Source organism: Cohnella sp. GbtcB17 (assembly GCF_019091135.1).
Taxonomy (GTDB): Bacteria; Bacillota; Bacilli; order Paenibacillales; family Paenibacillaceae; genus Cohnella.
Genome location: NZ_JAGXJW010000023.1, coordinates 50,017 through 73,747, shown reverse-complemented (window position 1 = coordinate 73,747; position 23,731 = coordinate 50,017). Strand labels below are relative to the sequence as shown.

Annotated in this window: 21 protein-coding genes; 6 read left to right on the top strand and 15 right to left on the bottom strand. The window is 59.5% G+C overall.

The window, feature by feature from the left end:
- Positions 1 to 101 precede the first annotated feature (101 nt).
- Together KVT38_RS14610 and KVT38_RS14605 are read right to left on the bottom strand one after the other, a co-directional pair.
- Positions 102 to 983: a GNAT family N-acetyltransferase gene (locus tag KVT38_RS14610; RefSeq protein ID WP_217594459.1), complete on the bottom strand. Its 882-nt coding sequence runs from the start codon at positions 981 to 983 to the stop codon at positions 102 to 104.
- Positions 980 to 1,729, bottom strand: a complete 750-nt coding sequence (locus tag KVT38_RS14605; protein ID WP_217594458.1) for a creatininase family protein — start codon at positions 1,727 to 1,729, stop codon at positions 980 to 982. Before KVT38_RS14605 ends, KVT38_RS14610 begins: the two co-directional genes overlap by 4 nt.
- Before the next feature lie 177 nt (positions 1,730 to 1,906).
- Between KVT38_RS14605 and KVT38_RS14600 the strand changes: the two genes are divergently transcribed.
- The 3 genes from KVT38_RS14600 to KVT38_RS14590 are packed head-to-tail and all read left to right on the top strand — an operon-like array spanning position 1,907 to position 3,775.
- Positions 1,907 to 2,761 (top strand): ABC transporter ATP-binding protein, encoded by an 855-nt coding sequence (locus tag KVT38_RS14600; protein ID WP_217594457.1) that lies wholly within the window; start codon positions 1,907 to 1,909, stop codon positions 2,759 to 2,761.
- Complete coding sequence (locus KVT38_RS14595; RefSeq protein ID WP_217594456.1) at positions 2,754 to 3,407, top strand: ABC-2 transporter permease; 654 nt, start codon at positions 2,754 to 2,756, stop codon at positions 3,405 to 3,407. The genes KVT38_RS14600 and KVT38_RS14595 overlap by 8 nt, the downstream gene beginning before the upstream one ends.
- A complete protein-coding gene (locus KVT38_RS14590) occupies positions 3,407 to 3,775 on the top strand; it encodes a GntR family transcriptional regulator (protein ID WP_217594489.1) in 369 nt (122 codons plus the stop codon). Before KVT38_RS14595 ends, KVT38_RS14590 begins: the two co-directional genes overlap by 1 nt.
- A gap of 3 nt (positions 3,776 to 3,778) precedes the next feature.
- Here KVT38_RS14590 and KVT38_RS14585 read toward each other — a convergent pair whose 3' ends face one another.
- Together KVT38_RS14585 and KVT38_RS14580 are read right to left on the bottom strand one after the other, a co-directional pair.
- Positions 3,779 to 4,411, bottom strand: coding sequence for a zinc dependent phospholipase C family protein (locus KVT38_RS14585; RefSeq protein ID WP_217594455.1), 633 nt, complete (start codon positions 4,409 to 4,411; stop codon positions 3,779 to 3,781).
- 183 nt (positions 4,412 to 4,594) lie between these two features.
- Positions 4,595 to 6,844 carry an FAD-dependent oxidoreductase gene (locus KVT38_RS14580; RefSeq protein ID WP_217594454.1) on the bottom strand — a complete coding sequence of 750 codons (2,250 nt, stop codon included), beginning with the start codon at positions 6,842 to 6,844 and terminating at the stop codon, positions 4,595 to 4,597.
- Positions 6,845 to 6,972: 128 nt separating this feature from the next.
- Here KVT38_RS14580 and KVT38_RS14575 point away from each other — a divergent pair, with 128 nt between their 5' ends.
- Positions 6,973 to 7,770 carry a helix-turn-helix domain-containing protein gene (locus KVT38_RS14575; RefSeq protein ID WP_217594453.1) on the top strand — a complete coding sequence of 266 codons (798 nt, stop codon included), beginning with the start codon at positions 6,973 to 6,975 and terminating at the stop codon, positions 7,768 to 7,770.
- Between the two features lie 569 nt (positions 7,771 to 8,339).
- On the opposite strand, the gene KVT38_RS14570 is transcribed toward KVT38_RS14575, so the two are convergent.
- Complete coding sequence (locus KVT38_RS14570; RefSeq protein WP_217594452.1) at positions 8,340 to 8,798, bottom strand: DUF2691 family protein; 459 nt, start codon at positions 8,796 to 8,798, stop codon at positions 8,340 to 8,342.
- Positions 8,799 to 8,962: 164 nt separating this feature from the next.
- Positions 8,963 to 9,157 carry an HAD family hydrolase gene (locus KVT38_RS34775; RefSeq protein WP_254639230.1) on the bottom strand — a complete coding sequence of 65 codons (195 nt, stop codon included), beginning with the start codon at positions 9,155 to 9,157 and terminating at the stop codon, positions 8,963 to 8,965.
- A gap of 88 nt (positions 9,158 to 9,245) precedes the next feature.
- Here KVT38_RS34775 and KVT38_RS14560 point away from each other — a divergent pair, with 88 nt between their 5' ends.
- Positions 9,246 to 9,533, top strand: a complete 288-nt coding sequence (locus tag KVT38_RS14560) for a type II toxin-antitoxin system Phd/YefM family antitoxin (RefSeq protein WP_217594451.1) — start codon at positions 9,246 to 9,248, stop codon at positions 9,531 to 9,533.
- 177 nt (positions 9,534 to 9,710) lie between these two features.
- Here KVT38_RS14560 and KVT38_RS14555 read toward each other — a convergent pair whose 3' ends face one another.
- Genes KVT38_RS14555 through KVT38_RS14545 form a run of 3 tightly spaced genes read right to left on the bottom strand, consistent with a single transcriptional unit; the run spans position 9,711 to position 12,544 of the window.
- Positions 9,711 to 10,727, bottom strand: coding sequence for a zinc-binding alcohol dehydrogenase family protein (locus tag KVT38_RS14555; protein ID WP_217594450.1), 1,017 nt, complete (start codon positions 10,725 to 10,727; stop codon positions 9,711 to 9,713).
- On the bottom strand, positions 10,724 to 11,677 hold the full coding sequence (locus KVT38_RS14550; protein WP_217594449.1) for an aldo/keto reductase: 954 nt from the start codon (positions 11,675 to 11,677) through the stop codon (positions 10,724 to 10,726). Before KVT38_RS14550 ends, KVT38_RS14555 begins: the two co-directional genes overlap by 4 nt.
- Before the next feature lie 36 nt (positions 11,678 to 11,713).
- Complete coding sequence (locus KVT38_RS14545) at positions 11,714 to 12,544, bottom strand: amidohydrolase family protein (RefSeq protein WP_217594448.1); 831 nt, start codon at positions 12,542 to 12,544, stop codon at positions 11,714 to 11,716.
- Positions 12,545 to 12,691: 147 nt separating this feature from the next.
- Here KVT38_RS14545 and KVT38_RS14540 point away from each other — a divergent pair, with 147 nt between their 5' ends.
- Complete coding sequence (locus KVT38_RS14540) at positions 12,692 to 13,561, top strand: AraC family transcriptional regulator (RefSeq protein ID WP_217594447.1); 870 nt, start codon at positions 12,692 to 12,694, stop codon at positions 13,559 to 13,561.
- A gap of 71 nt (positions 13,562 to 13,632) precedes the next feature.
- Here the strand turns inward: KVT38_RS14540 and KVT38_RS14535 are convergent, their stop codons facing one another.
- From KVT38_RS14535 to KVT38_RS14510, 6 genes are read right to left on the bottom strand one after another with little or no spacing between them, the layout of a single operon-like run.
- Positions 13,633 to 16,839, bottom strand: a complete 3,207-nt coding sequence (locus tag KVT38_RS14535) for a glycoside hydrolase family 2 TIM barrel-domain containing protein (protein WP_217594446.1) — start codon at positions 16,837 to 16,839, stop codon at positions 13,633 to 13,635.
- A gap of 4 nt (positions 16,840 to 16,843) precedes the next feature.
- Positions 16,844 to 18,343: a four-carbon acid sugar kinase family protein gene (locus tag KVT38_RS14530; protein WP_217594445.1), complete on the bottom strand. Its 1,500-nt coding sequence runs from the start codon at positions 18,341 to 18,343 to the stop codon at positions 16,844 to 16,846.
- A 5-nt stretch (positions 18,344 to 18,348) separates the two neighbouring features.
- Positions 18,349 to 19,665, bottom strand: coding sequence for a ribulose-bisphosphate carboxylase large subunit family protein (locus KVT38_RS14525; protein ID WP_217594444.1), 1,317 nt, complete (start codon positions 19,663 to 19,665; stop codon positions 18,349 to 18,351).
- Entirely contained in the window at positions 19,662 to 20,345 is a 684-nt protein-coding gene (locus KVT38_RS14520) for an aspartate/glutamate racemase family protein (protein ID WP_217594443.1), read from the bottom strand. The genes KVT38_RS14525 and KVT38_RS14520 overlap by 4 nt, the downstream gene beginning before the upstream one ends.
- Positions 20,346 to 20,361: 16 nt before the next feature.
- Complete coding sequence (locus KVT38_RS14515; RefSeq protein ID WP_217594442.1) at positions 20,362 to 22,089, bottom strand: glycoside hydrolase family 127 protein; 1,728 nt, start codon at positions 22,087 to 22,089, stop codon at positions 20,362 to 20,364.
- Between the two features lie 16 nt (positions 22,090 to 22,105).
- Positions 22,106 to 23,710 carry a response regulator gene (locus KVT38_RS14510; protein WP_217594441.1) on the bottom strand — a complete coding sequence of 535 codons (1,605 nt, stop codon included), beginning with the start codon at positions 23,708 to 23,710 and terminating at the stop codon, positions 22,106 to 22,108.
- Positions 23,711 to 23,731 lie beyond the last annotated feature (21 nt).

Genomic DNA, 23,731 nt, shown 5'->3' with positions numbered 1-23,731 from the left:
ATCAATCGGAGATCGGATACCTATCCTCAAATAATGGCAAGCATAGCTGATGCCTGTATGTTCCATGTTCCATGTTCCATATGCCATGGCGTGCCGCTTAATCAGCCTTTTTCAGCGCCTGACGTGCCGAAGACGAGCTTCGGCGAGCCAGGATACGCGTTGTCTCCCAGATACATCCGGCAAAACATGCGCTGGACGCGAAAACCGGCTTTTTCCGCCAGCCTAATGCCTCCGACGTTCGGACATGGCAGATCGAAAAAGACGCTGCCAGTCCCGACTTCGGCCAGCAGGACCGCCAGCAGCGATTCCGCCGCGCGGTCGTCCTTTGCCGCCCATGGTCCGATCTGAACCGCCTCGTAACCCTGATGGGCCATCAAATATCCCGTTATGCCACGATAGTCCCGCGTTACGAAGGCGTATTTAGGTTCCCGCACTCGCAATCGCTCGAGGACGGCTTTCCGATTCGCGCCGAATATCGCCGCGTCGAAAACCGCGATTTCTTCCAAGTCCGCTTCCGTTACCGACCGGATCTCGCCCCGGTATGGCAACGCGGCATCGCCGGTCGTCTTCAGCGCGGACGCCATCGCCTTCCGCTCGTATCTGCAAACGTCGTACTCCTCCGCGAAGCCGAGCGGGACGTATACTTTTTTGCCCATCGCGGTGGCGTCGAGCTTGACGCATCGCACGCCCTGCTCGCGAAGATGCCGAATGCCCAGCTGCAGCAGCTGCGTCGCGATGCCTCTCCCCCGATAGTCGGGATGCACGAGCACCATGCCGATCCAGCCGAAGCGGTCGCCGTAGCGAATCGTCGTCATGGTTCCGGCCTTTTCGCCATCGAACTCGGCCAGGAAGCAGCCTTCGCGGTCGAAATGGAGATAGTCCTGCCAATCCCGCTCGGTCTGGTTCCAGCCCGCGATATTTTTAAGGTCCATCGCGAAGGGGATGTCGCTTTCGGACAGTGCCCGAATTCGCAGCCCGTTCATTCCTGGGCCTCGCGGGCCGCCTTGGCCTTGACTTGTTCCGCGACACGTTCGATCTCTTCGAGATACTTGAGCCCTTCCTCCAGCATGAGCGCCAGCACCAGGCTCCCTTTCTCCGCGGTCGCATCCTCCGGGAATCCCCAATAGCCGTCGGGCGTAATATCGCCGACATCGAAGTAATCCATAAACGCCTGTGGCGCGAATGCCGGATCGTGCTGCCGCTTGATGTCCCCCACGTATTCCGGATGAAGGTGGAGCATCAGCGAGGTTTCCATCTCTCCGGCGTGAATGTCGTTGTGGACATGGTTAAAAATTTCGCCGTATCTCGGCCTCGCCACGTCGCCCGCATACAGCAGAATCGTCCGGAAATTTGCGAGCTCCCGATTCAAGTTTCGCACCGTAGGCTTGATGATCCAGTTGCCGCCGTGAAAGTTCGCGATGACCAGCTTGTCAAAGCCGGAGAACCGCAGCGACTCGGCGATATCCCGGAGCACGAGCGCGAGCGTGTCCGACTTGAGGTAGACCGTTCCTTTGGCGTTCCGATGCTCGATGGACGAGGAGATCGCGAGCGGCGGCAGCAAATAAGCGTCCAGCGCCTCTGCCAATTTTTGCGCGTAGCGTTCCGCGAAAATCGTATCCGTACCGACCGGCAGATGACTGCCGTGCTGTTCGGTAGCGCCGACCGGAAGCACCGCGATCCGGCAATCCGACGCCTCGAAATCCTTTTTCGTATGATAGACGGTCAGCATAAAAACGCCTCCTTTGATCTCATTATGGGAGGCGTCTTTCCAGCGTCCAATGGTCCATCCTCAATTTTTAGTAGGGCATTTTTATATAAGTCAGCGGGTTTTCGTTTGACGGCGCGTTTGCTCGGATGATATATTGTGCATGCACGATATACACAATTCACCCGAAGGAGGCTTGTTATGCTGGCGTTGGACGTTCAGAACGTGAATAAGAAATTTGACCGCTTCCAGCTGAAAAATGTCTCGTTTCAACTCGAAAAGGGCTACATTATGGGCTTTATCGGCGCGAACGGCGCAGGGAAAACGACGACGATCAAATCGATCCTGAACATGACCCGGCTGGACAGCGGCGATGTGCGAATTCTAGGCAAGCGGATGGCGGATCACGAGCTGGAGCTCAAGCAGGCGATCGGCTGCGCATTCGGCGATGTCGATTTTTATACCCGCAGCAAGATCAGCAAGTTGACCGAAGTGATCAAAACGTTTTATAAAAATTGGGACGATGAAACCTACTACGCCTATTTAAAACGATTCAAGCTGGACGAAAATAAAAAAATCGCCGAATTGTCGACCGGCATGAAGGTCAAATACAACCTGGCCGTCGCCCTCTCGCACGGCGCGAAGCTGCTCGTACTCGACGAACCGACGAGCGGACTCGATCCGGTCGCGCGTGACGATCTGCTGGATATTTTCCAATCGCTCGTCGCGGGCGGCGAGATCAGCATTCTTTTCTCCACGCATATCACGTCGGACCTGGAGAAGTGCGCGGACTTCATCACGTACATCGACAACGGGCAAATTATCGACAGCGCCGACAAAGAGGAATTCAAGGCGTCCTACCGTTTGCTGAACGGCAAGGAGAGCGAGCTCGACCAAGTCAGAAGCAAGCTTATCTCCTACAGAGTCAATTCCTTCGGCTTTACCGGCTTGATTCGCGCGAAGGACTTCGACCCGGACTCCGGCATCCGGTCCGCCTTGCCGAGCCTGGAGGAAATCATGGTGTACTACGCCAAAAAGGAGGAAGCGCATGTATAACTTGTTGCTCAAAGACTTCAAACTGGGCGTAAATCCGTGGTTTCTGGCGATGCCCGTGCTCACAGGCGCCTTGATGCTCGTTCCCGGCTGGATCTATTTCCTTGTCCTGCTGTACTTTTGCTGGATTACGATTCCCAACGTGTTTGCCAGCTTTCGCTCGCAGAACGATTTGTTGTTCACGTCCATGATGCCCGTCACCAGGAAGGACATGGTCAAAGCGAGAATGCTCGTCATCGTCGGCCTGGAGCTGCTGCATGTCGCGTTCGCGGTTATCTTCGGCGCCATCAACCGCTTGTTGTATCCCGACTTCGTCTATTACTTTTTCGCCCCGACGCTCGGCTTCTTAGGCTTGTGCCTCGTCATGCTGGCCATTTTTAATGTCGTGTTTTTCCCGATATACTATAAGACGGCGTACAAACACGGAAATGCGGCAATCGCTTCTATCTCTGCCGCGATGCTCTTTGCCGCCGTCACGCAATGGGCGGGGATCGCAAGCGCGGACGTGTCTCGCGTAATCAACGACACCGGCACCGGCCATCTCGCGTGGCAGACGTCCGTATTGGTCGCGGGGATCGCAATTTTTGCCGCTTTAACGATCCTGGCCTACCGAATGGCGATCCGACAATTTCAGAAAGTGGAGCTATGATGAACGTAGCGATCTCGAGCGCATCCGAAAAGCCGATTTATCAGCAGCTGTTCGACCAGATCAGCGCCCAAATCTTGAAAGGCGAGCTCCCGAGCGGCTATTGCTTGCCCCCGATTCGGCAGGCAGCGGTGGAATTGCAAATCAGCGTCATCACCGTCAAAAAGGCCTGGGAGGAGCTCGAACGCTCCCGCTTGATTCATACCGTCACGGGCAAAGGATGCTTTGTGGCCGAATTCACGCCTGAAGAAATGCGCCGCTTGCGCAACGATATGGTATTAAGGCAAATGGCAATCGATGTTGCCTACTACAAGTCGTTCGGTCTCACCTTCGAGGAAGTCGTTGCGCTTTTGAAGGACGTTTATGAATAAACGTCAAGCGAGGAACAGTTCTTTCATTTCTGCCGCGGTTTCTTTAATGAATGAATTCACCTTCTGGACGGTGAAGTAAATCGGTTGAATGCGGGGTTCTTGGCTGGGGTCGTTCAGCCATTCCGATTTTTGGCGGCCATAAGCGACGACCTCTTCCCTTGTCACCAGGGGCTTCAAGGCAAACCCTGTTGCTGTGGAAAGTCTCTCAAGCATAATCCTAGCGTCCCTCGTTCTTTGAATCTCGAATTCGATCTGACTGACTTCTTCGTTGTAGATGCGTCGGAGGTTTCCTTCACCAGCCCCTGCTTCTGCTCCGGCACATTCACGTTCAAAGTCGGCGTACAAAGTATTCGTCCAGCTCACATCCGTATAAATATGCGAGAAATAGCCCAGCACGAAGTCCTTCCAAGCCGGCTCGGGACGCATGGACGAGTAAGCGATAAATTGGCGAACGATCCGTACTTTATCGGGAAGCAGCCCGTTTCGGACGAGGTGCGTGGCGCCTTTTTCTTCTCGCGAGATTTGCCCCCTCACATGAACGGCGTCCGGCGCGATGCTGCCCAGTAGAAGGTCAGGCGTAGGGTTCCCGTCGAAAAGCATTTCGGATATTGCGAAGTGGACCATGGGCCACGGCATTTGAAAATCCCCCTCTTTACTCGCAACAGATGCTCCTATTTTATTCCTTAACTAACAGAACAAGCAATCACGAGCTGTCGCAAACCGGAGAAAAACGGTAAAGACGCGGTCCGCTTCGCGTCAGCGAAGCAAAACCGCGTCTTGGTATTTGGAAAGCGAAAATCCAGATCTCCGGAAGGCGACTTAGCCGTAAACTCGCACTTCGACGATCTCCGCATACTCGGTGCCATTCGTCGCTTCGACGACGATGCGCAGGCGGTCCGTACGTATCGGAGCGTCGAGGCGATGGACGTTTTTGCGTTTGTAGTTGCCTCGTCCTTCGGCGACCGTCACCCACGCCCCGTTCTGAAGGGCCTCGACGCGGTAATCTTTGACGAGCGTCGGCATCGTCTCGTAGGACGTGATATGGTGGTGCAGATTGATCAAGTCGTCGTTGACGTCGTCGTTAAAGACGAGATGAAGCTCGCGGATCGGCGTCGGCTCGCTCCATGCGAGTTCCAGCCATTCCGGACGATCTTCCGACATCCGCTCGGAGGACCACAGATGCGGCCCGCCGTACGGACGGAGATATCCGTCGGTCGCCTTGCTGGCGGCGAAGGCATCGGTAGAAGCCGTCAAGCGAAGGCATGGCACGGCATGGTCGAATTCGTGTTTGCTCCATTCGACAAGCGGCTGCCCTTGCTGACGTTCTTCGTTCGGCCGCGAGACGCGGGCCAGATCGCTCTTCCGATAAGCGAGCACGCCCGAGCTCGGTCGGTCCGCGATATGCAGCGAGAGCGCCTCGTTCGCCTTGACGACGAGAAAGGCGTTGCAAGCCGTCTCCGGCGTCCAGCTCAAGTCAAGCTTCGCCCATTGCAGGCTGCCGGCGGACAAGTCGACCGACGCTTCCGCAAGCTTGGCATGCGGCACGTAGTTCTCCGGCCGGCCGGTGTCCCATAGCTCGACGACAAGCGCCGTCTGCGACGCGGCGTCTACGAGCAGCTCGATGCCGTCAAGCTTTGGATCGACCGGCACGGTGATGCCGATGTCGGTCTCGAGCGCGATTGCGTACGCGGGCTGCTCGATGCCGAGGCGGCTGCGCTCGCTTGAAGCCGAGATACGCGCGCGGCGCGCCAGATCGGCCTCGTCGTCGCCGCGCAGCCCGATGATCGAGGCGTCCTGGCGCAGCAGCGTCTGCTGCAGCTCGCGCAGGTGATTGCCGTGAAGCTCGCGCGGCGTAATGCCTTTGGCGACGCACAGCGCCGCGCCAGTGCCTGCGGCTTCGCCGATGACAGCACAGGTCGCCATGACGCGAGTCGTGCCAAATGCGACGTGCGATGCGCTGATGTCGCGGCCGGCCATCAGCATATTGTTCACGTTCGCCGAATAGAGCGAACGGAACGGAATGTGATAAACGCCGTCCGAGAACAGATGCTTCGAGCCCGACTCGGTCGCGTACACGCCCTGCCGCGGGTGAAGATCGATCGACCAGCCGCCGAACGCGACGCGGTCGTCGAATTCCCGCTGCGCCAGAATGTCGTTCTGGTTCAGCACGTAGTCGCCGACGAACCGGCGGTATTCGCGCTTGCCCGGCAGAGAGCCGACCCATTCCAGCGTCATGTTGTCCGCGTCGAACTTCCCGGAATTTTTAATATAATCCCAGATGCCGTAGATGACCGACCAAAGCTCGTCGCGAATCCGCTCGTTGTCGTGAACGGTGTCGTGCTCGCCGCCCCATTCGATCCACCAATACGCACAGCCGTTATCCCCGCTCCGAATGATGCGCCGCTCGGGTATCGTCGTCTTCGTCACGTCGATCGCCATCCGCGGCGGCGTATACTTGACCGGATGCCCGGCGTCCTTCGTATAGAAGAGCAGCGTGCTGCCGAGGGTGATGTCGTCGGCGACCTCGGGCGCCCATTCTTCGTCGAACTCCTCTCTAGCCTCGCGTCCCAGCCGATACTGGGCGCCTGCCAGGAAGCCGACCAGCCCGTCCCCGGTGCAGTCGAGATACACCGCGCTCTCGAAGCGAATGCGCCGCTCCGAGCCCATCATCCAGCCGATCGCCGCCCGAATCGTGCGGTCGTTCGTTTCTCCGTCCGCTTCGACCTCATGCACATCCGTGTTCAGGAACAGTTGAATATTCGGCTCCGCCTTCACGGCCTCAAGCACGACCATATCCCAGAAGTACGGGTTGCCATCCTTGTTGCGAAACTGGTTTTCGACGAACAGCTCGCCCATGATGCCGGTCTCTCTCGCGTAGCGCTGAGTGCCGTGTGCGGTCGCCCCGCACACCCAGACGCGCACCTCGCTGCTTGAATTGCCGCCGAGAACCGGACGATTGTTGACGAGCGCGACGGTCCGCCCCAGCCGTGCAGCCGCGATCGCCGCGTTAACGCCCGCAAGCCCGCCTCCGACGACGGTAATATCCGTTTTTACGATTTCGCTGCGCATATCCCGTTCTCCCTTCCGAATCCCTACTTATCCTCTGTTTCATCATAAACCTCACACTTGCCAAATAACATGCACCACATTACGATAAGCATATCTGATATTTCATTTTAGTTGGGAGCGTCACCCTTATGAGGCACGATTGGTCGTTGCGCCCTGTGGCTTACATGTATTGGATCAAAAAAGAGCAATTCCAATTGGCGCACGATACGGAATCGGCATGGACCATGTTCGCGGTCGAGCGCGGACGGTTCGAATATCGGATCGGCGCGCTAGCAGGCGAAGCGGGATTCGGCGATCTCGTCGTATGCCCGCCCGGCATCGTTTTTCATCGCCGGACGCTGTCGCCGCTGACATTCCATCTCGTCAAATTCGATTGGGCGCTTGCGCCGGATGCTGAAGAGTCGGACGCGCTTGGCGGGATGTGGACGGTCCGCGACGCGGAGCGCCTCATGTCGACCTTCCGGTACATGAAGGAAATCGGAGGCGCGATCCGGCAAGAGCCTGCGTTCGGACGGATGAAGCATATGATCGAGGATTTGTGGCGCTTGATGGAAATCGAGCGAAGCCGCGCCGAATCGGCCTCGCGATCGGCGGCGGACGCGCCCGCGTCCGAGATGGTTGAAGCGCGCAGATGGCTGCTCGAGCGTGCCTACGAGCCGCTCGCCATGCGCGAGCTCTCGGATGCGCTCGGCATCAGTCCGGTGCAGCTGACACGGCGCTTCCGCGCAGCCTACCGGACGACGCCGACCGAGTTCGTGACCGGTTTGCGGCTCGGACGTGCCTGCCGGCTGCTGGAGGAGACGACGCAGCCCCTCGACTGGATCGCACAGCAGTGCGGCTACGAGAACGGCTTTTATCTGAGCCGCGTATTCAGCGCAAAGCTGGGGATGACGCCGTCCGCCCATCGGCGACTGCATCGCGTTTGATCGGAGCGGGCTCGCCGTTGTGCGGTAATATCGCATTATTCCAGGCAAATCGTTGGTTGCGAGCTCAATTGTGCGGCAGTACCGCACAACTTCGGATAAAATGTGGGCTGGGGACGCTGTTGTGCGGTAAAACAGTACAACTCCGGACAAAACGTGGGCGGCGAGGCGAGTTGTGCGGTAATATCGCGTAACTCCAGTGGAGGCAGAAGTGACTGCGAGGCCATTTACTTTACAAGACGTTTAGCGCAACAAAAGACCTCTATTACAGCCATCATCTGGCTTCCACAGAGGTCTTTTGAAGTAAATTGAATCTTCTAATGCAAGTTGCGTTCGTTCTTCAGCTCTAGAATAATCATATCCAACCGCTCAAAGATCCTTTCCTCGTTCTGAATCTGTTTGTTCAAACTGGTTTGAATCGTACCGAGTCCCACCAGGACCAAGATCATAAACACACTAAAGTAAAAAATCATGGATTCACCGCTTTCTCGTTTATCACCCGCATCTTATATAAATGTTTGGTTCTTCCGCTTCAAACTCCGCGTCACTAATTTTTCATCGTTTTTATACAATCACCAGACCTTAAATTTGTATCTCGCATCCGTCTCATCGATAAGCTCCGGCGTAAGCCCCTGACTCAATATAAATCGAGAAAAGCGCTTTAAAACTTCAAGATCCTTCAAATACACATCAATGTAATAACAGTCGACGATGAGCACAACCATCTTCGCCGTGCTCTTAACGAACTCATTCCAATCCTTTACTTCAGGTTCGTCTGAAGTACATTCGTAATCTTTATCGAAAGCAGTAAATTCACCGAATATGGCATGCACGTTATGAAAACGAAGTGCCTTTACCAACTTTTCTCCATCCGTGAATTTCACGTTAAATTCGCTGTCTAACTCCTGATCTAACGTATCTAAATTATCGATGTACCATCGATATTTATAAGCATCCAAGGAGGCAAAAATACTGGCCGTTTGAATATTGTCTCCTTGATCGGTTTGAAATCTTAATCCTCTAATCGACATTTTCGATCTCCTACTCGTTTATGAGCTACAGTATGTTTTCTAACTCTCTTAAATGTTTAATTCTATATTCAGGTTTAACGGTAATTTCCTCTCTCCACGGTTGATTCACTTCAAACCAGATGGTTTTCATCCCAGCCCTGCACTTTCAATTATTAAATGCCATTTCAAATATTCAATTGTCCGATTTTTTTAACGCCAGCTACCTCAGAAACGAGAATGAAGTCAAAGAAATCCCGAATGCCTAATAAATCATGGGCGAAGTATGTATATACGAATGACGTAGTGAAGTTATGAAAAGTAAGCGTCCGATCCAGAAGCGTATTATCCAGATCAAAAAGAACGGCTTGAATATTATTCATACGATCCTCCGTCTAGGTCGATGTTTAAATTATCATAATTATGATAAATTGATCTATACATGGTACCCTTCTAAACGAGGTGAGAAATATGCCGATCATCAAACCGATAACGGATCTGAGAGATAACTTCAATTACATCGCTGAGATCTGTCACATGGAAGGCGAGCCCGTATTCATAACCAAAAACGGCCATGAAGACTTAGTGGTGATGAGTCATGCTTATTATGAAAAGCAGCAAGCGATTATTGAATCGTATCAGAAGCTCGCTGCTGCCGAAAAAGAAAGCTCGGATCCTTCTACTCCAAAAATCGAACACGCCGAGCTGATGAACAAATTAAGGAGCCGTATCCTGGAGAAAAAGCTTCCGATTAAATAACTTCCCTCGGCGACACAGGGATTACGGAAATTATGAAATACATCGCTTGCTCACTTTTAAAAAAGGAAATTTCACTTTCTTTTGTAAATATTATACGACTCGATCCATCTCAACAAGCAAAAAAAGATTGGCAGGACTTGATCGCCTGCCAATCTTTTTTAGTTCATATCGGTTTCATCAAAGCTCGACCATCGCCTTGATCACCTTCGATTCGGGCTTCAGCCACGTCTCGAATTGTCCGATCATGTCGTTGAAGTCTGCGCGGTGCGTGATATAGCGGTCTACGTTAATGTTCCCGGCACGAATAACCTCGAGCACGCGCTCGAAGTCCTCCCGAGTTGCGTTGCGGCTGGCCATCAGCGTCAACTCGCGCTTGTGGAACTCGGGATCGTGGAACGTGATGTCGGCGCTGACGAGTCCGACGTAAATCAGTCTGCCCCCGTGCGCCGTGTAGCCGAATGCGGCGGTCATCGACTGCGCATTGCCCGTGGCGTCGAAGACGACGCTCGGCAGCTCTCCGCCGTTTGCCGCCAGCAGACCGCCGAGCGGATCCGTCAGGGCCCCTGCCGTGTCGTCGACTTCAGCCCATTCGCGGCAAAACGCAAGCCGGTCTTCGTTGACGTCCATGGCGATGACTTTCGCGCCGCGCGCCTTCGCGAACGCCATGACGCCAAGCCCGATCGGACCGCCGCCGATGACGAGCGCGGTTTCACCCGCCGCGAGCCCCGACCGGCGCACCGCATGCGCGCCGATGGCGAACGGCTCCAGCGTCGCGGTCTGATCGAGCGTCAGATCGTTTGCCGCGATCAGATGCGTGACCGGGACCGAGATCCGCTCCCGCATGCCGCCGTCGATATGGACGCCGAGCACCTTCATATCCGTACAGCAGTTCGTCTTGCCGCCGCGGCAGGCGATACAGGTTCCGCAGTGCATATACGGAATGACGCTGACGCGATCGCCGACCCTCAGCCCTTCGTCATTCGGACCGATCGCCTCGATGACGCCCGCGAGCTCATGCCCCAGAATGCGGGGATAGGCGAAAAACGGCTGTCGGCCTTTGTAGGCGTGCAGATCGGTTCCGCAAATGCCGATTCTTTTCAATGCGATGATAGCGAAGCCCGGCGCAAGCGCCGGTTCAGGCAGATCTTCCACCAGCACAAAACGCTCAACTTCCGCGCAGACGATGCCTCTCATGCTTCGTCGCCTCCGATCCCGACGTTATACTCCTCGCGTCCGCTTACCCATGTCCGATTGTGGACCGGCTGCAGGATCTCAAGCACCTCCGCCAGCAATCCTACGTCGATCGGCTCATCGGTCCAAGCCGCGTTTTTTTGAATGTTGGCCGGATTGGCCGTGCTCACCAGCGTCGTCGGAATCCGTTCGTTCGACGTGGAAAACTGAATCGCCAGCTTGGCGATATCCGCCCCCTGCGACTCGCAATAGCGCGCAGCTTCGAGACATACAGCCTTCGTCTGCGGCGTAGCCGGATGCCAGTCCGGCGTGCCGCGCGTACCGAGCAGACCCATGGACAGCGGCGAAGCGTTGACGAGTCCCGTGCCGTTCGCTTCAAGCAGCGGGAGCAAACCGAGCAAACTCGTATCATTCAGGGAATAATGGCAATACGAGATGATGCTGTCAACTTCGACACGGGGGATAAACGCCTCGAACAAGGCGAGCGGAAGTCCGCAGATCCCGCCGAACCGGATCTTGCCGGATTCCTTCAGCCGGTGCAGCGCGGGAATCGCATCGTTCATGATGATGTCGGCCGGCACGAACTCGATATCGTGCAAATACAAAATATCGATCTCGTCCACATTCAGCCGCGCAAGGCTTTCGTCCACGCTCGCGACGATCCGGTCATACGAAAAGTCGAACTCATCGACTCCATAACGCCCCGCCTTCGTCGACAGCACGTACTTGTCGCGCGGAATGTCCTTCAGCGCCTTTCCCAGCACAGCCTCCGCCTTGGTCAATCCGTAATAAGGCGAGACGTCGAAATAATTGATTCCGGCATCGATTGCCGCGTGCACCGTCCGGACGCTCTCTCCTTCGTCGGTTTGCCGAAATACGGAGCCGAGCGAGGAAGCGCCGAAGCTTAATACGGAGACGTCGAGGCCCGTTTTCCCCAATTGACGATATTTCATTTGTCCAGTCCTCCCGCCATTTGAATAAGCCAGCCCTTACAGTCGATAAAATGCCTTCGCATTCAGCCCGTACAGCTTCTCCCGCTCCGCCGCTCCCCACGCGTCCGGCAGCGCGCGCTCCAAGATATCGACCACCTCGTCATAGCCGGCCGCCAGCAAGCAAACCGGCCAATCGCTGCCGAACAGAACCCGGTCCGGCCCGAAGCACTCCAGCACATGACGGACGTAGGGAACAAATTGCTCGGCTTTCCAGTTCTCGTGATCCGCTTCGGTGACCATGCCGGACAGCTTGCAGTACAGGTTCGGATGCGAAGCCAGCTCTGCGATCTGGCGACCCCAAGGCTCCATCGCGCCCTCGGCGATACGCGGCTTGGCGATATGGTCGATCACGCCGTGCAAACCCGGCACCTGCTTGACGAGATCGATCAACGGCTTAAGCTGGTCGGACTTCACGAGCAGATCGACGGCCACGCTTTGTGCCGCATAGCCTCGCAGCGCTTCGACGTACGATGGCGCGAGGATGACGCCCGCGTCGGGCATGTCCTGGATCATCAGACGGAATCCGACGAACTTCTGATGCCGGGCGAATCGTTCGTAGTACGCGGCATGCCGATCGTCCGTCAAGTCCAGATAGCCGACGACGCCTTTAATCGTGTCGTCCTGCCCGGCCAGCGACAAGAGAAATTCCGTCTCTTCGGGCGTCGGCGCCGCTTGGACGACGATCGCCCCGTCCAGCCGGTGCGCATCCAGATGCGGCTTCAGATCGAGCGGTAAAAAGTCTCTATACAAAACCGGGATATCCGGCGTGATCCAGCCATAATCGCCCCGATCGATCTTCCAGTAATGCTGATGCGCATCGATTCTCATCAGGCATCTCCTTTTAAAGTGGCGTGTTTGTAACCGTTCTCCATTTATTCTAGCATCCCAGTTCAATTATAAAATTGCGTTCGCTTGCAATTTTATATCCTTTTTTGATATTTTGAAAAGAAACCGCCAATCGCAGGTGCATTCCAAATGAAGCCTATTTTTAAGCCCTTAAACGCCTCGCCCGCTTTTCCATTTTCATTCGTATACAGGGACACCAAGACGAAGCAGCGCGAGCTGCCCGATCATCTGCACGATTGGTATGAGATGGTGTACGTTCACGACGGCAAAGGCACCTTTTTTATCGACAGCACCTTTTACGACATGCACGCCGGCAGCCTGTTTCTCATTCCCGGCAATACGATCCACCGCGCCTTTCCCGACACGGCGGATCCGGTCACGTCCACCGCACTCTTTTTTAACCCGGCGCTCGTGCAGGCACGGCCGCTCGGCGAGCCTTTCTCCTATTTACAGTGCTTCGATCGGAGCAGGCTGAGCCGCTTGTATCGACTGCCATGCAGCCCGGCGCTGATGGCGGGATTCGAACAAATTTTGCGGGAGATCGACGAAGAATTGAGGGCTTCACAGATGGGGATGCGGCATGCGGTAACCTTGCTGATTCAGCGTCTGCTGCTGTCCGTCAATCGGGAGTCGGGGACGGCGGGACGCGGCCAGCATACGGCGACGCCGGCGATCGGACCGCGCTGGATGCGCGAGGCGCTGCTTTTTATCGACGAGCATTATGCCGAGGATATCGGGCTTCGCGAGCTGAGCAAGCGGGCGTCCGTCAGCCCCGCGCACTTCAGCCGATTGTTCAAGCAGATGACCGGCATGAACGTCACCGGTTTTATCGCCGCCAAGCGCATCGTCAAGGCGAAAGAAATGCTCCTTGCGACGGATCACGGCGTCGCAAGGATCGCCGCCGAATGCGGCTTCGAGAGCCTGCCTCACTTCCACAGGCTGTTCAAGCGCATCGCAGGCGGTACGCCGGCCGCTTATCGGCGAAGCCCCCTCCTGTGACGGAGAGTGCTTAAGCGCAAAGAACAGTCCTGGATGCGATCCCCATCCAGGACTGTTCTTTTTACTAGGCCTTATTTTGCAGACAGCACGACCGAAAAAATTCTGCGTTCCGACGCGGGCAGCAAATACGGCTCCAGCGTCGGGGCATAGCCGCAGCTATGGTTGCCGAGTCCGCTCTGCGCGGCATCCAGCTTAAGAATCGTCTCCTGCAGCGGCGTCAGATCATGCCTGTGCTTCGTGCTCGCTAGATCCGAGGTCGCGTAATGGTGCGCGCTGAAGTTCATGAGCGCGCCGCCCGCAACGGCTTGGAGCCCGAATCCGTCGGCATCCTCGCAGCGGACCCAGCGAACGTCCGCCTTGTTCCCGTTTTCCTGCGGCTTGATGTAGGGCACGTACTGCTCTGCCACCGTGCCGGCATAGACGCCGAGCTTGCCGCTCTCCTTCCGGTCGGCATAGCATTCGTGCGGACCTCGGCCGAACCAGGTCAGCCGGTCGAGCTCGCGAGGCAGGCGCAGCTCCAGACCGAACCGGGGAAGCGGCGGCAGCTCGGAGCGGATCGCTTCCAGCTTCGCCTCGACGAGCAGCTCGCCCCAGCCGTTCACCGTGTAGTCCAGGCTTGCCAGGAAAGCCGTCCCCTGCCCTCTCGCTCCAAGCGCGAACTCGGTCCGAAGGCGAATCGCGCCGCTCCCGTCCAGCCGTTCGATCTTGGCGTGTCGAAGATCGTGCACGAGACGATCGTAACCGGCCGCGAGCCATTCCTTCGCCAGATGCACGTCGTTGTCCACCGGTGCGCGCCACAGGTTTACAGTTGGACCGGAGAGCAACAGCTCCCTTCCGCGTTTTTTCCAGCTCGCGAGCTTCCCTCGCGTGAGATCGAATACGAACGCATCGGCCTCGCACCGAACGATGGCGAGACGCGCGGAGGTCCCTTCCTCGTTCGCAAACAGCAGCTCCGGCGGCGGGTATGGCGCTGCGGCATCCGGCGCTGCGGTGTCGGATATAGCGGCGGTAACGGTGCCCAGCGGCAAGTCCGACCAAGCCATCTCGAAGCCGCTTGCCGCCCAAGGCGTTCCTTCGCGAAGCGAAAAACGAAGGTGCAGCCAGTACTCACCGGGTTCGGCCGGCAGCTCCGCCTTCGAAGGAAGGCGAAGCGTCTCCCGCCCGCCGGGCGGCGTCCGGAGCAGAGGCAGCTGCCCGCCCTTCAGCGACGCTCCTTCGCGACAGAGCGTCCATTCGCCTTTCAAATGCGACAGCGTCAAGAAGTCGTACCGGTTTTCCAAAACGAGCTCTCCCGTATGTTCGTTCCAAGCAACGACCTTGACGGGCTCGATCGCCTTCTTGTATTCCAGCAAAGACGCTTTGGGCGTGCGGTCCGGAAACAGAAGCCCGTCCAGGCAAAACGATCCGCTGTGCGGCTCGTCGCCGAAATCCCCTCCGTACGAGTAGACCTTGCCGCCTGCCGATTCGAGCGATTCGCCTGCAGTCGGATCGGCCGGAGCCGGAGCCGACGCCTCGGTCACCTCGATCGCCATATCCGCCCATTCCCAGATCAAGCCGCCGAGCAGCCGCGGATGCGCATAGATCGCGTCCCAATATTCCTTCAGGTTGCCGGTCGAATTGCCCATCGCATGGCCGAACTCGCACATCAGGTACGGCCTCGGATCGTCCTTGAGCCCCTCTTCGACAATCGTCCCGACGGCCGGGTACATGCTGCTGACGATGTCGACGACCGGCGCGTCGTAGGCGCGTTCGTAGTGAATCGGCCGCGTCCCGTCCTGCTGCCTCACCCATTCCGCCATCGCATCGTGGTTCGGACCGTAGCCCGACTCGTTGCCGAGCGACCAGACGATGACCGACGGGTGGTTTTTATCCCGCTCGACCAGTCGTCGCGCCCGCTGCACGAACGCCTCTTTCCACGCCGGTTGTTTGGCTAAATAGCCTTCGTCGCCGACAAAATGAAAACCGTGCGTCTCCAGGTCCGCCTCGTCGATGACGTACAGGCCGTACCGGTCGCACAGGTCCAGCCATCTGGGATCGTTCGGATAGTGGGACAGCCGGACTGCGTTGATATGATGCCGCTTCATAAGCAGGACGTCCTCGAGCATCGCTTCCTTCGTCGTGACATAGCCGAGTCGGGCGTCGAATTCGTTGCGGTTGACGCCTTTGACGACGATCGGCCGCCCGTTGACGAGCAGGCGACCCGCTTCGATCCGGATGTCCCGGAAGCCGACCGCAATCCGTTTAACTTCCGCAAGACGGCCTTCCCTATCGATGACCTTTAATAATAAGACGTAAAGGATCGGCGTCTCGGCCGTCCAGGGCTTCGCGGAGGCGACCGGCTTGCGCAGCCGAAGCTCGCGGGCTTCGCCCGGAAGCAGCATCGGCGCGACCGGCCATTCGGCCTGCATGGCGACATTCCCCTCCAGATCCGCCAGAAATGCTTCGATCCGGCCGCCGCCCGCCTTTTCGAGCGACAGATTCGACATTTGCAGCGTGACGTCCAGTTCCGCCGTCTCTCCGTCCGGCAGCCAGCTCGTCTTGACGAAGGCGTCCAGCACCGTCACGGACGGCAGCGACAGGAGGTAGACATCCCGAAAAATGCCGCTCAGCCGCCACTTGTCCTGGCTCTCCAGGTAGCTGCCGTCCGACCATTGATAAACGCGGACCGCAAGCTCGTTCACGCCGGGACGAAGCGTATCCGTTACGTCGAACTCGAACGTGTTATGGCTTCCCTGCCCGTAGCCGACGAAGCTTCCGTTCACCCAGACGTGGAACGCCGAATCGACGCCTTCGAACAGCAGTCGGACGCTTCGCCCCGCCCACGCCTCGGGAACGACGAATGCGGTGCGGTAGCAGCCGACCGGGTTGTTCGCCGGCACATGCGGGGGATCGATCGGAAAAGGATACGGGCAGCTCGAGTAATGCGGAATGCCGTATCCGTGCATTTGCCAGTTCGACGGAACCGGCAGCAAGTCCCAGCTCTCGTCCGCGAAGCCGGCGAGCTCGCAGCCGGCCGGGACGGCGGACGGCGATTCCACATAGCGGAACCGCCATATCCCGTTCAGCAGCCGGAAGTAAGGGGATCGCTCCCGTTCGCCCGCGAGCGCGTCGCTCGTCCCGCCGTAAGGAATCAGATCGGCTCTTGGAGGCTCGGCATTCCGCTCCAGCACCGCAAGATTGGCCCAGTCGGGCCGGACGTCGACGGGAGGCAGACTTGACGATGCGGCATCTCTATCGGCATAGTGTTCGTTGTTCGGCAAAATCGTAGGCTCGTTCATCGGCTCATGTGCCGCCTCTCCTTACGCGTTCAAAAAACCGTTCTCCTCCGACCTGTCCGCCTTTGAGTACGAGCTCGAGCCCGTCGAGCCGCGCATCGTCCGCGTACGCGCGGCACAACGGAACGCCCGGCGCCAGCGTCTGGCGGCACTCGAGCGCATAAATGCCGAGCGCCCGTGCGACGTAGCCGGACGTATCGCCGCCCGCGACGAGAATGCGAGTTAGGCCCGTCTCGAAGGCCAGCGCGCGGGCGAGCCCGCCAAGCTCCGCGCCGAGCAGCCGGCTGCTGTCCTCCGGGCGCCGCCCCTGCTCCGTCAACGCCTGCCGCAGCTCGCCGATGGCCGGATCGTCCGGTCCGCCGGCCGAATACAAGATTACGCTGCGGCCCTCGTCCAGCAGCGCCTTCGCCTCCGAGAGCAGCTGCGCCCTCGCTTCCTCCGCTCGCTCTGGATCGATCAGCGCGAGCGTCGGAATGCGAATGGACGCGAAGCCGTCTGCTTCGGCTTCGGCGATCTGCTTCGCGGTCGCGGGCGAGCAGCTGCCCGACACGACGAGCAGGCGATCGACTGGCTTCGCGGCGCCGGCGACGGATGCTCCCACATCGCCCGCGTTCGCTTCTACGGCCGCCTGTTGCGCGTTTTCGCCCAGCCGCTCCTTGTTGCCCGCGGCCGGCAGCGCGCCAGCCGCCCGCCAAGCCGCCCCAAGCGCGTACTCCACGCCCGACGAGCCGATCACGAACAGCGGGCTCTCCTGTTGCAGCGCCTCTTGCCAGATCAACGCCCCTGCAACGGCCATCCGCTTCTCGTCGAGTACGTCGAACAGCAGGAGATCGGGGCTCTCTTCGGAGAGGACCCGCTCAAGCCGTTCGCCCGCTTCGGCTGCTTCGCCGTCCAGCGCGACGATATCCAGCAAGGAAGCCTTAAGCGAAGTCTGTCTCGCCAGATGAAGGCGCAAGTCGGACTCACCCATCGGCGTGACCGGATGCCGCGACATCGTCGGATGGCGGTCCAGCCGAAAGACCCCCGCGCCCGGCGCCGCCGCGAAGTGATGGCCGAATACCGTATAACGTCCGAGATAGGGCACGCCGGCAAGCACCGGAACGAAACGCCCGCCGAATACGACGCGTCCAAGCTCCGCGGCTTTGCCGATGCTCCCCGTCTCCGGCGACGAATCGAAGGTGGAGCAGATTTTATAATGCACGACGGCCGGACCGGCCTGCTTCAAGCGCTCGAAGATCGGCGGCAGCTCGCGTGCCATCTCTTCCGGCGAGAGCGAGCGGCCGACGCCGGCGATGCCGAACGCGTCGAGCCCGGCGAGCAGCTCGCTCCTCCCCGTTCCTGGATCCGCCTCTGAATCCGGCGGATCCAGGAACAGCATCGTCCGCAGCCCCTGCCGGAAAAGCGCCTCAAGCACGTCCGTCGATCCGGTGAAGTCGTCTCCGTAATAACCGATCAGGGGCCGCTTGGCGCGGCCCCCTCCCTCAACGATCCGATCTCGCACATTCATGCGTCTCAGCCCTTTCCGTATTTCTCGATCGCTCGGGCGAGCTCGGTATGGGTTGTCGCGTACGTCTCGAGCGGGATACCCGCCGCTGCCGCTTCCCAGCCTTGGCGCATGCTCGCGAAGCCCGCGGCGGGGCCGTCCGGATGCGCGAGCATGCCGCCGCCCGCGAGATGCATCACGTCCACGCTGCGGATGGCCGCGTACGTCGGCGGAGCCGAGCCCGCCCACTGCGCCGAAGAGACGACCGGCACGGTCTCGTAGCCGCCGAACAACGGCGTCGCGCACGCCCGGATCGATCGCGCGACGGATTCGTTGCTCTCGTAGAACTTGCTGTTCAGCCCGTTCACGTGAAGATGATCCGCCCCCGCCAGCCGGCACAGCTTCTGGAAGGCTGTGAATTCCATGCCGAGCCCCGGACTGCGGGTGAGCATGCCCCATTGATTGCGGTGCGCGTGGATCGGCACCTCGCTGTAGCCGTTCAGGTGGGCGAGCCCCGCGAAGCCGACGCTCATGACGCTCGCCATAACGCAGTTGCCGCCCGCTTCGACGACAGCGTCGTGATGGCGGCGCATCTCGTCGATGTCCCCGGTAATGTTGAACGCGTACATCGTCTTCTTGCCCGTCGCGTCCGCCGCGCGCTCGATCGCGTCCATAACCGCCCGAACCTTCTGTTCGAGAGGCAAGTACGGCGGGTTGGCGTTCAGCTCGTCGTCCTTGATAAAATCGAGTCCCGCGACGGCCAGCTCATAGACGAGGCTGCCGAGCTCTTGAGCCGACAAGCCGACGCTCGGCTTGACGATCGAGCCGAGGATGGGGCGTTCGTACACGCCGGTTAGCCTGCGGGTTCCCGCGAGGCCGAACTTCGGCCCCGGATAGCGCCGGGCGAAGGCGTCGGGCAGCTCGATATCGAGCAGCCGCAAGCCCGACAGCTCCTGAAGCTCGAACAGGTTGCCCGCGATCGCGCTCATCAGGTTCGGGATCGACGGACCGAAGTTGACGATCGGATACGATACGGTGATCCTGCCGCGCCGGTAGCGTCCGTCATGGCCGGCGGGCGGCTTGGCGCCCGGGAGCAGCGGCGCCGAAGCTTCCTCCAGCGGCACGATCTGCTCGATCCTCGCGCCATGTCGCTCCTTTAATGCCTGGGTCTCCCCCGGCACGGCGGTGAAGGTGCCGGTCGACTGTTCGCCCGCGATGACCTCCGCCGCACGCGCGAGCGGCCATGGCGTCTCGACGAAGTAATCGGCGAAGATGCGATCCTTGCCGGATGCTCGAGGCCCCGTCTTGGGGGCGTCCGCCGACTGCCCATTCAAGGCGCCGCTCATCGCGCAGCCTCCTCCGCGCGCGCAAGCCGCTCAAGCTCCGCGCGCACCTGCTCGACGCCGAGGCGCGGGCTCGACAGCACCGGCTTGCCCGTCGCTTCGGCCAGCCTCTGCTCCATGCGGGCCATCGAGCCTTGGGCGAGGACGATCGCGACCGCATCGCCCGCCACCCGCAGCGCCGTCTCCAGAATGAGCCGGTCGTGCGCTTCCGGACTGCCGCCGTTTAACGCCTCGAACGCGCCAGCGGCCAGGCCGTTCACCAAGGTGACGGCGCGCCCCGCCGCCGAAGCCTGTCTCTCGATCAGCCGCATCGTCGGCTCGAGCGTCGACGGCAGCGTAGCCAGCACCGCAATTCGGTCATAGCCCGCGGCAGCCTTCGCCGCCATTGCCTGGTCGATCTTGACGATCGGCACGCCGATCAGCTTGCGCGCGTCGTCCGCCACCTCTCCGACGGACGAGCAGGTGTTCAGGATGACGTCCGCGCCCAGCTCTTCGCCGTTGTGATAATATTGCACGAGCCTTCTGGCAACGCCCGGCGGCACATGTCCTGCCTTAACGACGTCGCCGATCAGGCTATCGTCGATAATATTGACCAGCCGGACGTCCGGCAGCAGCTCCTGGAATACCTTCTTCAGCGGGTCGGCCAAGCCTTGGCCCGTATAGACGGCAACGACCGTTTTCATCGTCCGATCCCCTCCCTCACCATACGAATTCATGCTCGAGCCTGCGCAGCTCGCCCTCGCGCATCGGCGCCGCGTCGTACACCTTGCGTCCCGAATAGAACGGATGCTTCGTGCCGCGCGGCGTAATGCCGACGACATCGTCGCCGCGCCATTCGGTCGCGAACGTCTGGCCGATCGCCGTCTCCACCGTCGTGCGCTCAGATAGCGGGAACGTGATCGTGATCGTTTCTCCCGCGAACGCCTCGTTCAACTGCAGAAACACTTCCTTCAGCCAGCGGCTCGGCTCCGAGCCTCGTCCTTCGGATACCGCGCCGTCCCGCTCCCGGACGAAGCGTACTTTGGCGAAGCCCGCCCACTCCGGAATCCGAACCTGCAGCGACGGCAGATCCTTGTTCACGCGAAGCACGACTTTGCCTTCGTGAGGCAAATACGACTCGACGTCCAGCCAGGCCGAACCGCGGTTAAGCAGGAAGTTGACGCTCACCTTGCCATCCTTGTCTGAAGTCACCGTATTGCTCCAGCCCATATAAAGGCCGCGCGTTCCCGAGCCCAGGCAGCAGATTTGCAGGTCGTTCGTATGTCCGCGCCCGTGGTTCACGTCGCAGCAGAAGTCGTTGGGCGCCGAATACCCAGCGAACGCGCCGCGCGTGCTGGCGGCCACGTTCGTGTAGCTGATCCGTCCGGCGACATTCCCCGAACGATCGTCCGTCTCCTTCACCCAGTCGAGATCGAGCAGCTGCGACTCGGTCAGGTGGTTGCGGATGAAGCGCTCCACGACGCCCCAATACTTCGTATAGCCGCTCTTCGCGAGCGTGATGCCGGTGGCGATCAGGTCGACGAGCGAGCAGGTCTCGTGCTCGTAAGCCTGCTCCTTCATGTCGCCCGGCGTCCAGCCGAAGGCGGTGCATTGAGTCAGCGCCCAAGCATAGCTCTTCTCTACGAACGCGATGAGCGAAGCGTCCCCGGTGAAGGCGCCGAATCTCGCGATCGCGTCAAGCGTGCCAAGGCGGGTGTGGAAGTGGCCGCTGCGGTAGGCGAGCGCGTCGTTGAAGCTCCCGTCCTTGTTGAACACGCCGCTGCGCTCCACGATGAGCGCGACGAAAAACTGGCAAAGCTCGAGCGCGTCGCGGTTGCCCGTCAACTCATGGTACTTCAGCAGCGGCATGACGAGCCGTCCGCAAAACGCCGCTGGATCGGGCGCGAGGCGAAGCAGCATCGCGTTCGCGGACGGCCAGCCGCCCTCCTTGTATTCGGAAGCCGGATAGTACCACACCTCGCGCTCCTTGATCGCGATTCGCTTCAGCGCGGCGACGTGGCGGTCGGCCGCCTCCTTCACCTTGGCGTCTCCCGTCGCCATGTACCAGGTCGTCAGCGACAGGATGACCGCGCGCTGGTCGATCAGGTTGGCGTTCGGCTCCCAGCCGAAGTTCGGATTTTCCTGCCGGTAACTCAATCCGTCGTCTTTGAAGAAGGTCATGAAGTTGTCGCGATAGCGCTGCTCCGTCTCCGCGCCGAACGTCTCTCCGGACATATGCCGCGCGAGAATCATGCCGTCGATCATGCGGCCGTGAGAGGAGCCAAAGTCCCAGTCCCCGTGCGTCAGGTTGGCGGGATCGTTCATGAGGTTCGCCGCGAAAAACGGGATGCCGCCGTAATCCGGATCGGCCATGCCGGCCATCGCGTGCAGCGCATGGCCGGCTCTCTCTTCCAGCGTCAGCGTATCGGGTATAAGTCGTCGTGTCATCGCAGGTTCGCTCCTTTTATCTGTTCGCACATTCGGCTTGGCCCCGGTACTCGCCGATCGTTTTGCCCGTTTTCTTTTTGAAAATCTGGCTAAAGTATCGGTAGTCCTCGTAGCCGACCATCTTGGCGATTTCGTAGTTTTTGTAAGCGGGAATCTTCATGAGCTCGATCGATTTGTGAATCCGGTAATCCGTCAAGTAATCGACGAACGTATGGCCGACCGTCTTCTTGAACAAGCGGCTCAAGTAATCCGGGTTGACGAAACGCGTCTCGGCGATCTGATGAAGCGAGAGCGGCTGATCGAAGTGGGCTTCGACGAGCTTCTGAATCTCCCTGACGAGACGTTCGCCCTGCTTGCTCCCCGCCTGGCTGCCGCTCGATAGAATGGCCGGGATAATCTCCCGCTCGAACAGCTTGCTGGCGGAGATGGGGTCGTTGCGCTGGCGGAGCATCTCGGAGTAAGCCTGCGGCGTGCATCCGCTGACGCGCTCGAGGCTGGAGCCGGAAAACTGCAGCTGCTTCTCGATGGAGTGGACGAGGAGCACGGCGTTGCGCTGCATTCCGTCGACCGTCGCCTCGGTCGTCGCGATGCGATCGAACACCTGTCTGAAAAGCTCGCTTGCCGATTCCCCGCCTCCCATCTGAAGCGCGAGAAGAAAGGCTTTTTCCGCCTCATGCGGATAAGAAAGCACCGCCGAGGCGTCCGCCCCGTTCTCTCCCGCAAGCCGCACCGCCCCAGAGTCGCCGAGCTTCCGTCCGCCGAGCGCCTCCCGCGCCGCTTGGCAAGCATCCTGCAGCTGCCGGGGACGCAGGCCCGGCGACATGCCAGCGCCGAGGCTGAACGTCGTGCCGGCGGCTTCGCTCAGGAAGCTCCGAATCTCCGCCAGCACGCGGCCCAGTTCGCCGCCGAACGATCGCCGCGCGCCGATCGCGCCGACGATCTCGGAACGTCCGTCCGCGCCAGGCGTCAGCGCGAACGTCCAATCGCCGCCCAGATGGAAGGCACGCGCCTGCTCGAGCCGCCCGCGCGCCTCTTCGGCAACTTTCGCCGCGTCCGGTCGCTCCTCGCTATAAGCATCCGCCTGGGCGACAAAGACGACGCATTCTCCTTCCGCCCATCCATGCGGCGGCATCGCCGGCTGTCCTTCCGCCATATCGCCGCCCGCGCGCCGCGTCAGCGCTTCGCGCAGCCATCCGCCTGCCTTGTCGTCGCCGGTCGCGGTCTCGGCCGCCCGCTGCGCTTCCCGCCGCCCGATCTCGGCAAGCGCCTTCTCCAGCACGGAAGCAAGTTCTTCCTTCTTCACCGGCTTAAGCAAATAATCGAACGCCCGGTGGCGGATCGCCTCCTGCGTATATTCGAAGTCGGAGTAGCCGCTGACGACGATCGTCAGCAGCTCCGGCAGCTCGGCGTGCAGCTTCCCGAGCAGCTGCTTGCCGTCGAGCCCCGGCATCCGCATGTCGAGGAACATCAGGGCGGGCTTCTCTTCGAGCGCAAGCTCGTAGGCGTCCTGCCCGTCCGCCGCTTCGCCCGCCAGCGTAAGGCCGAAGCGTTCCCATGGAATAAGCTGAATGAGTCCGCGCCGTATCCACTTCTCGTCGTCGACCACGAGAACTTTGCGCATGTCGTCAAGCCCCCCTTTCGT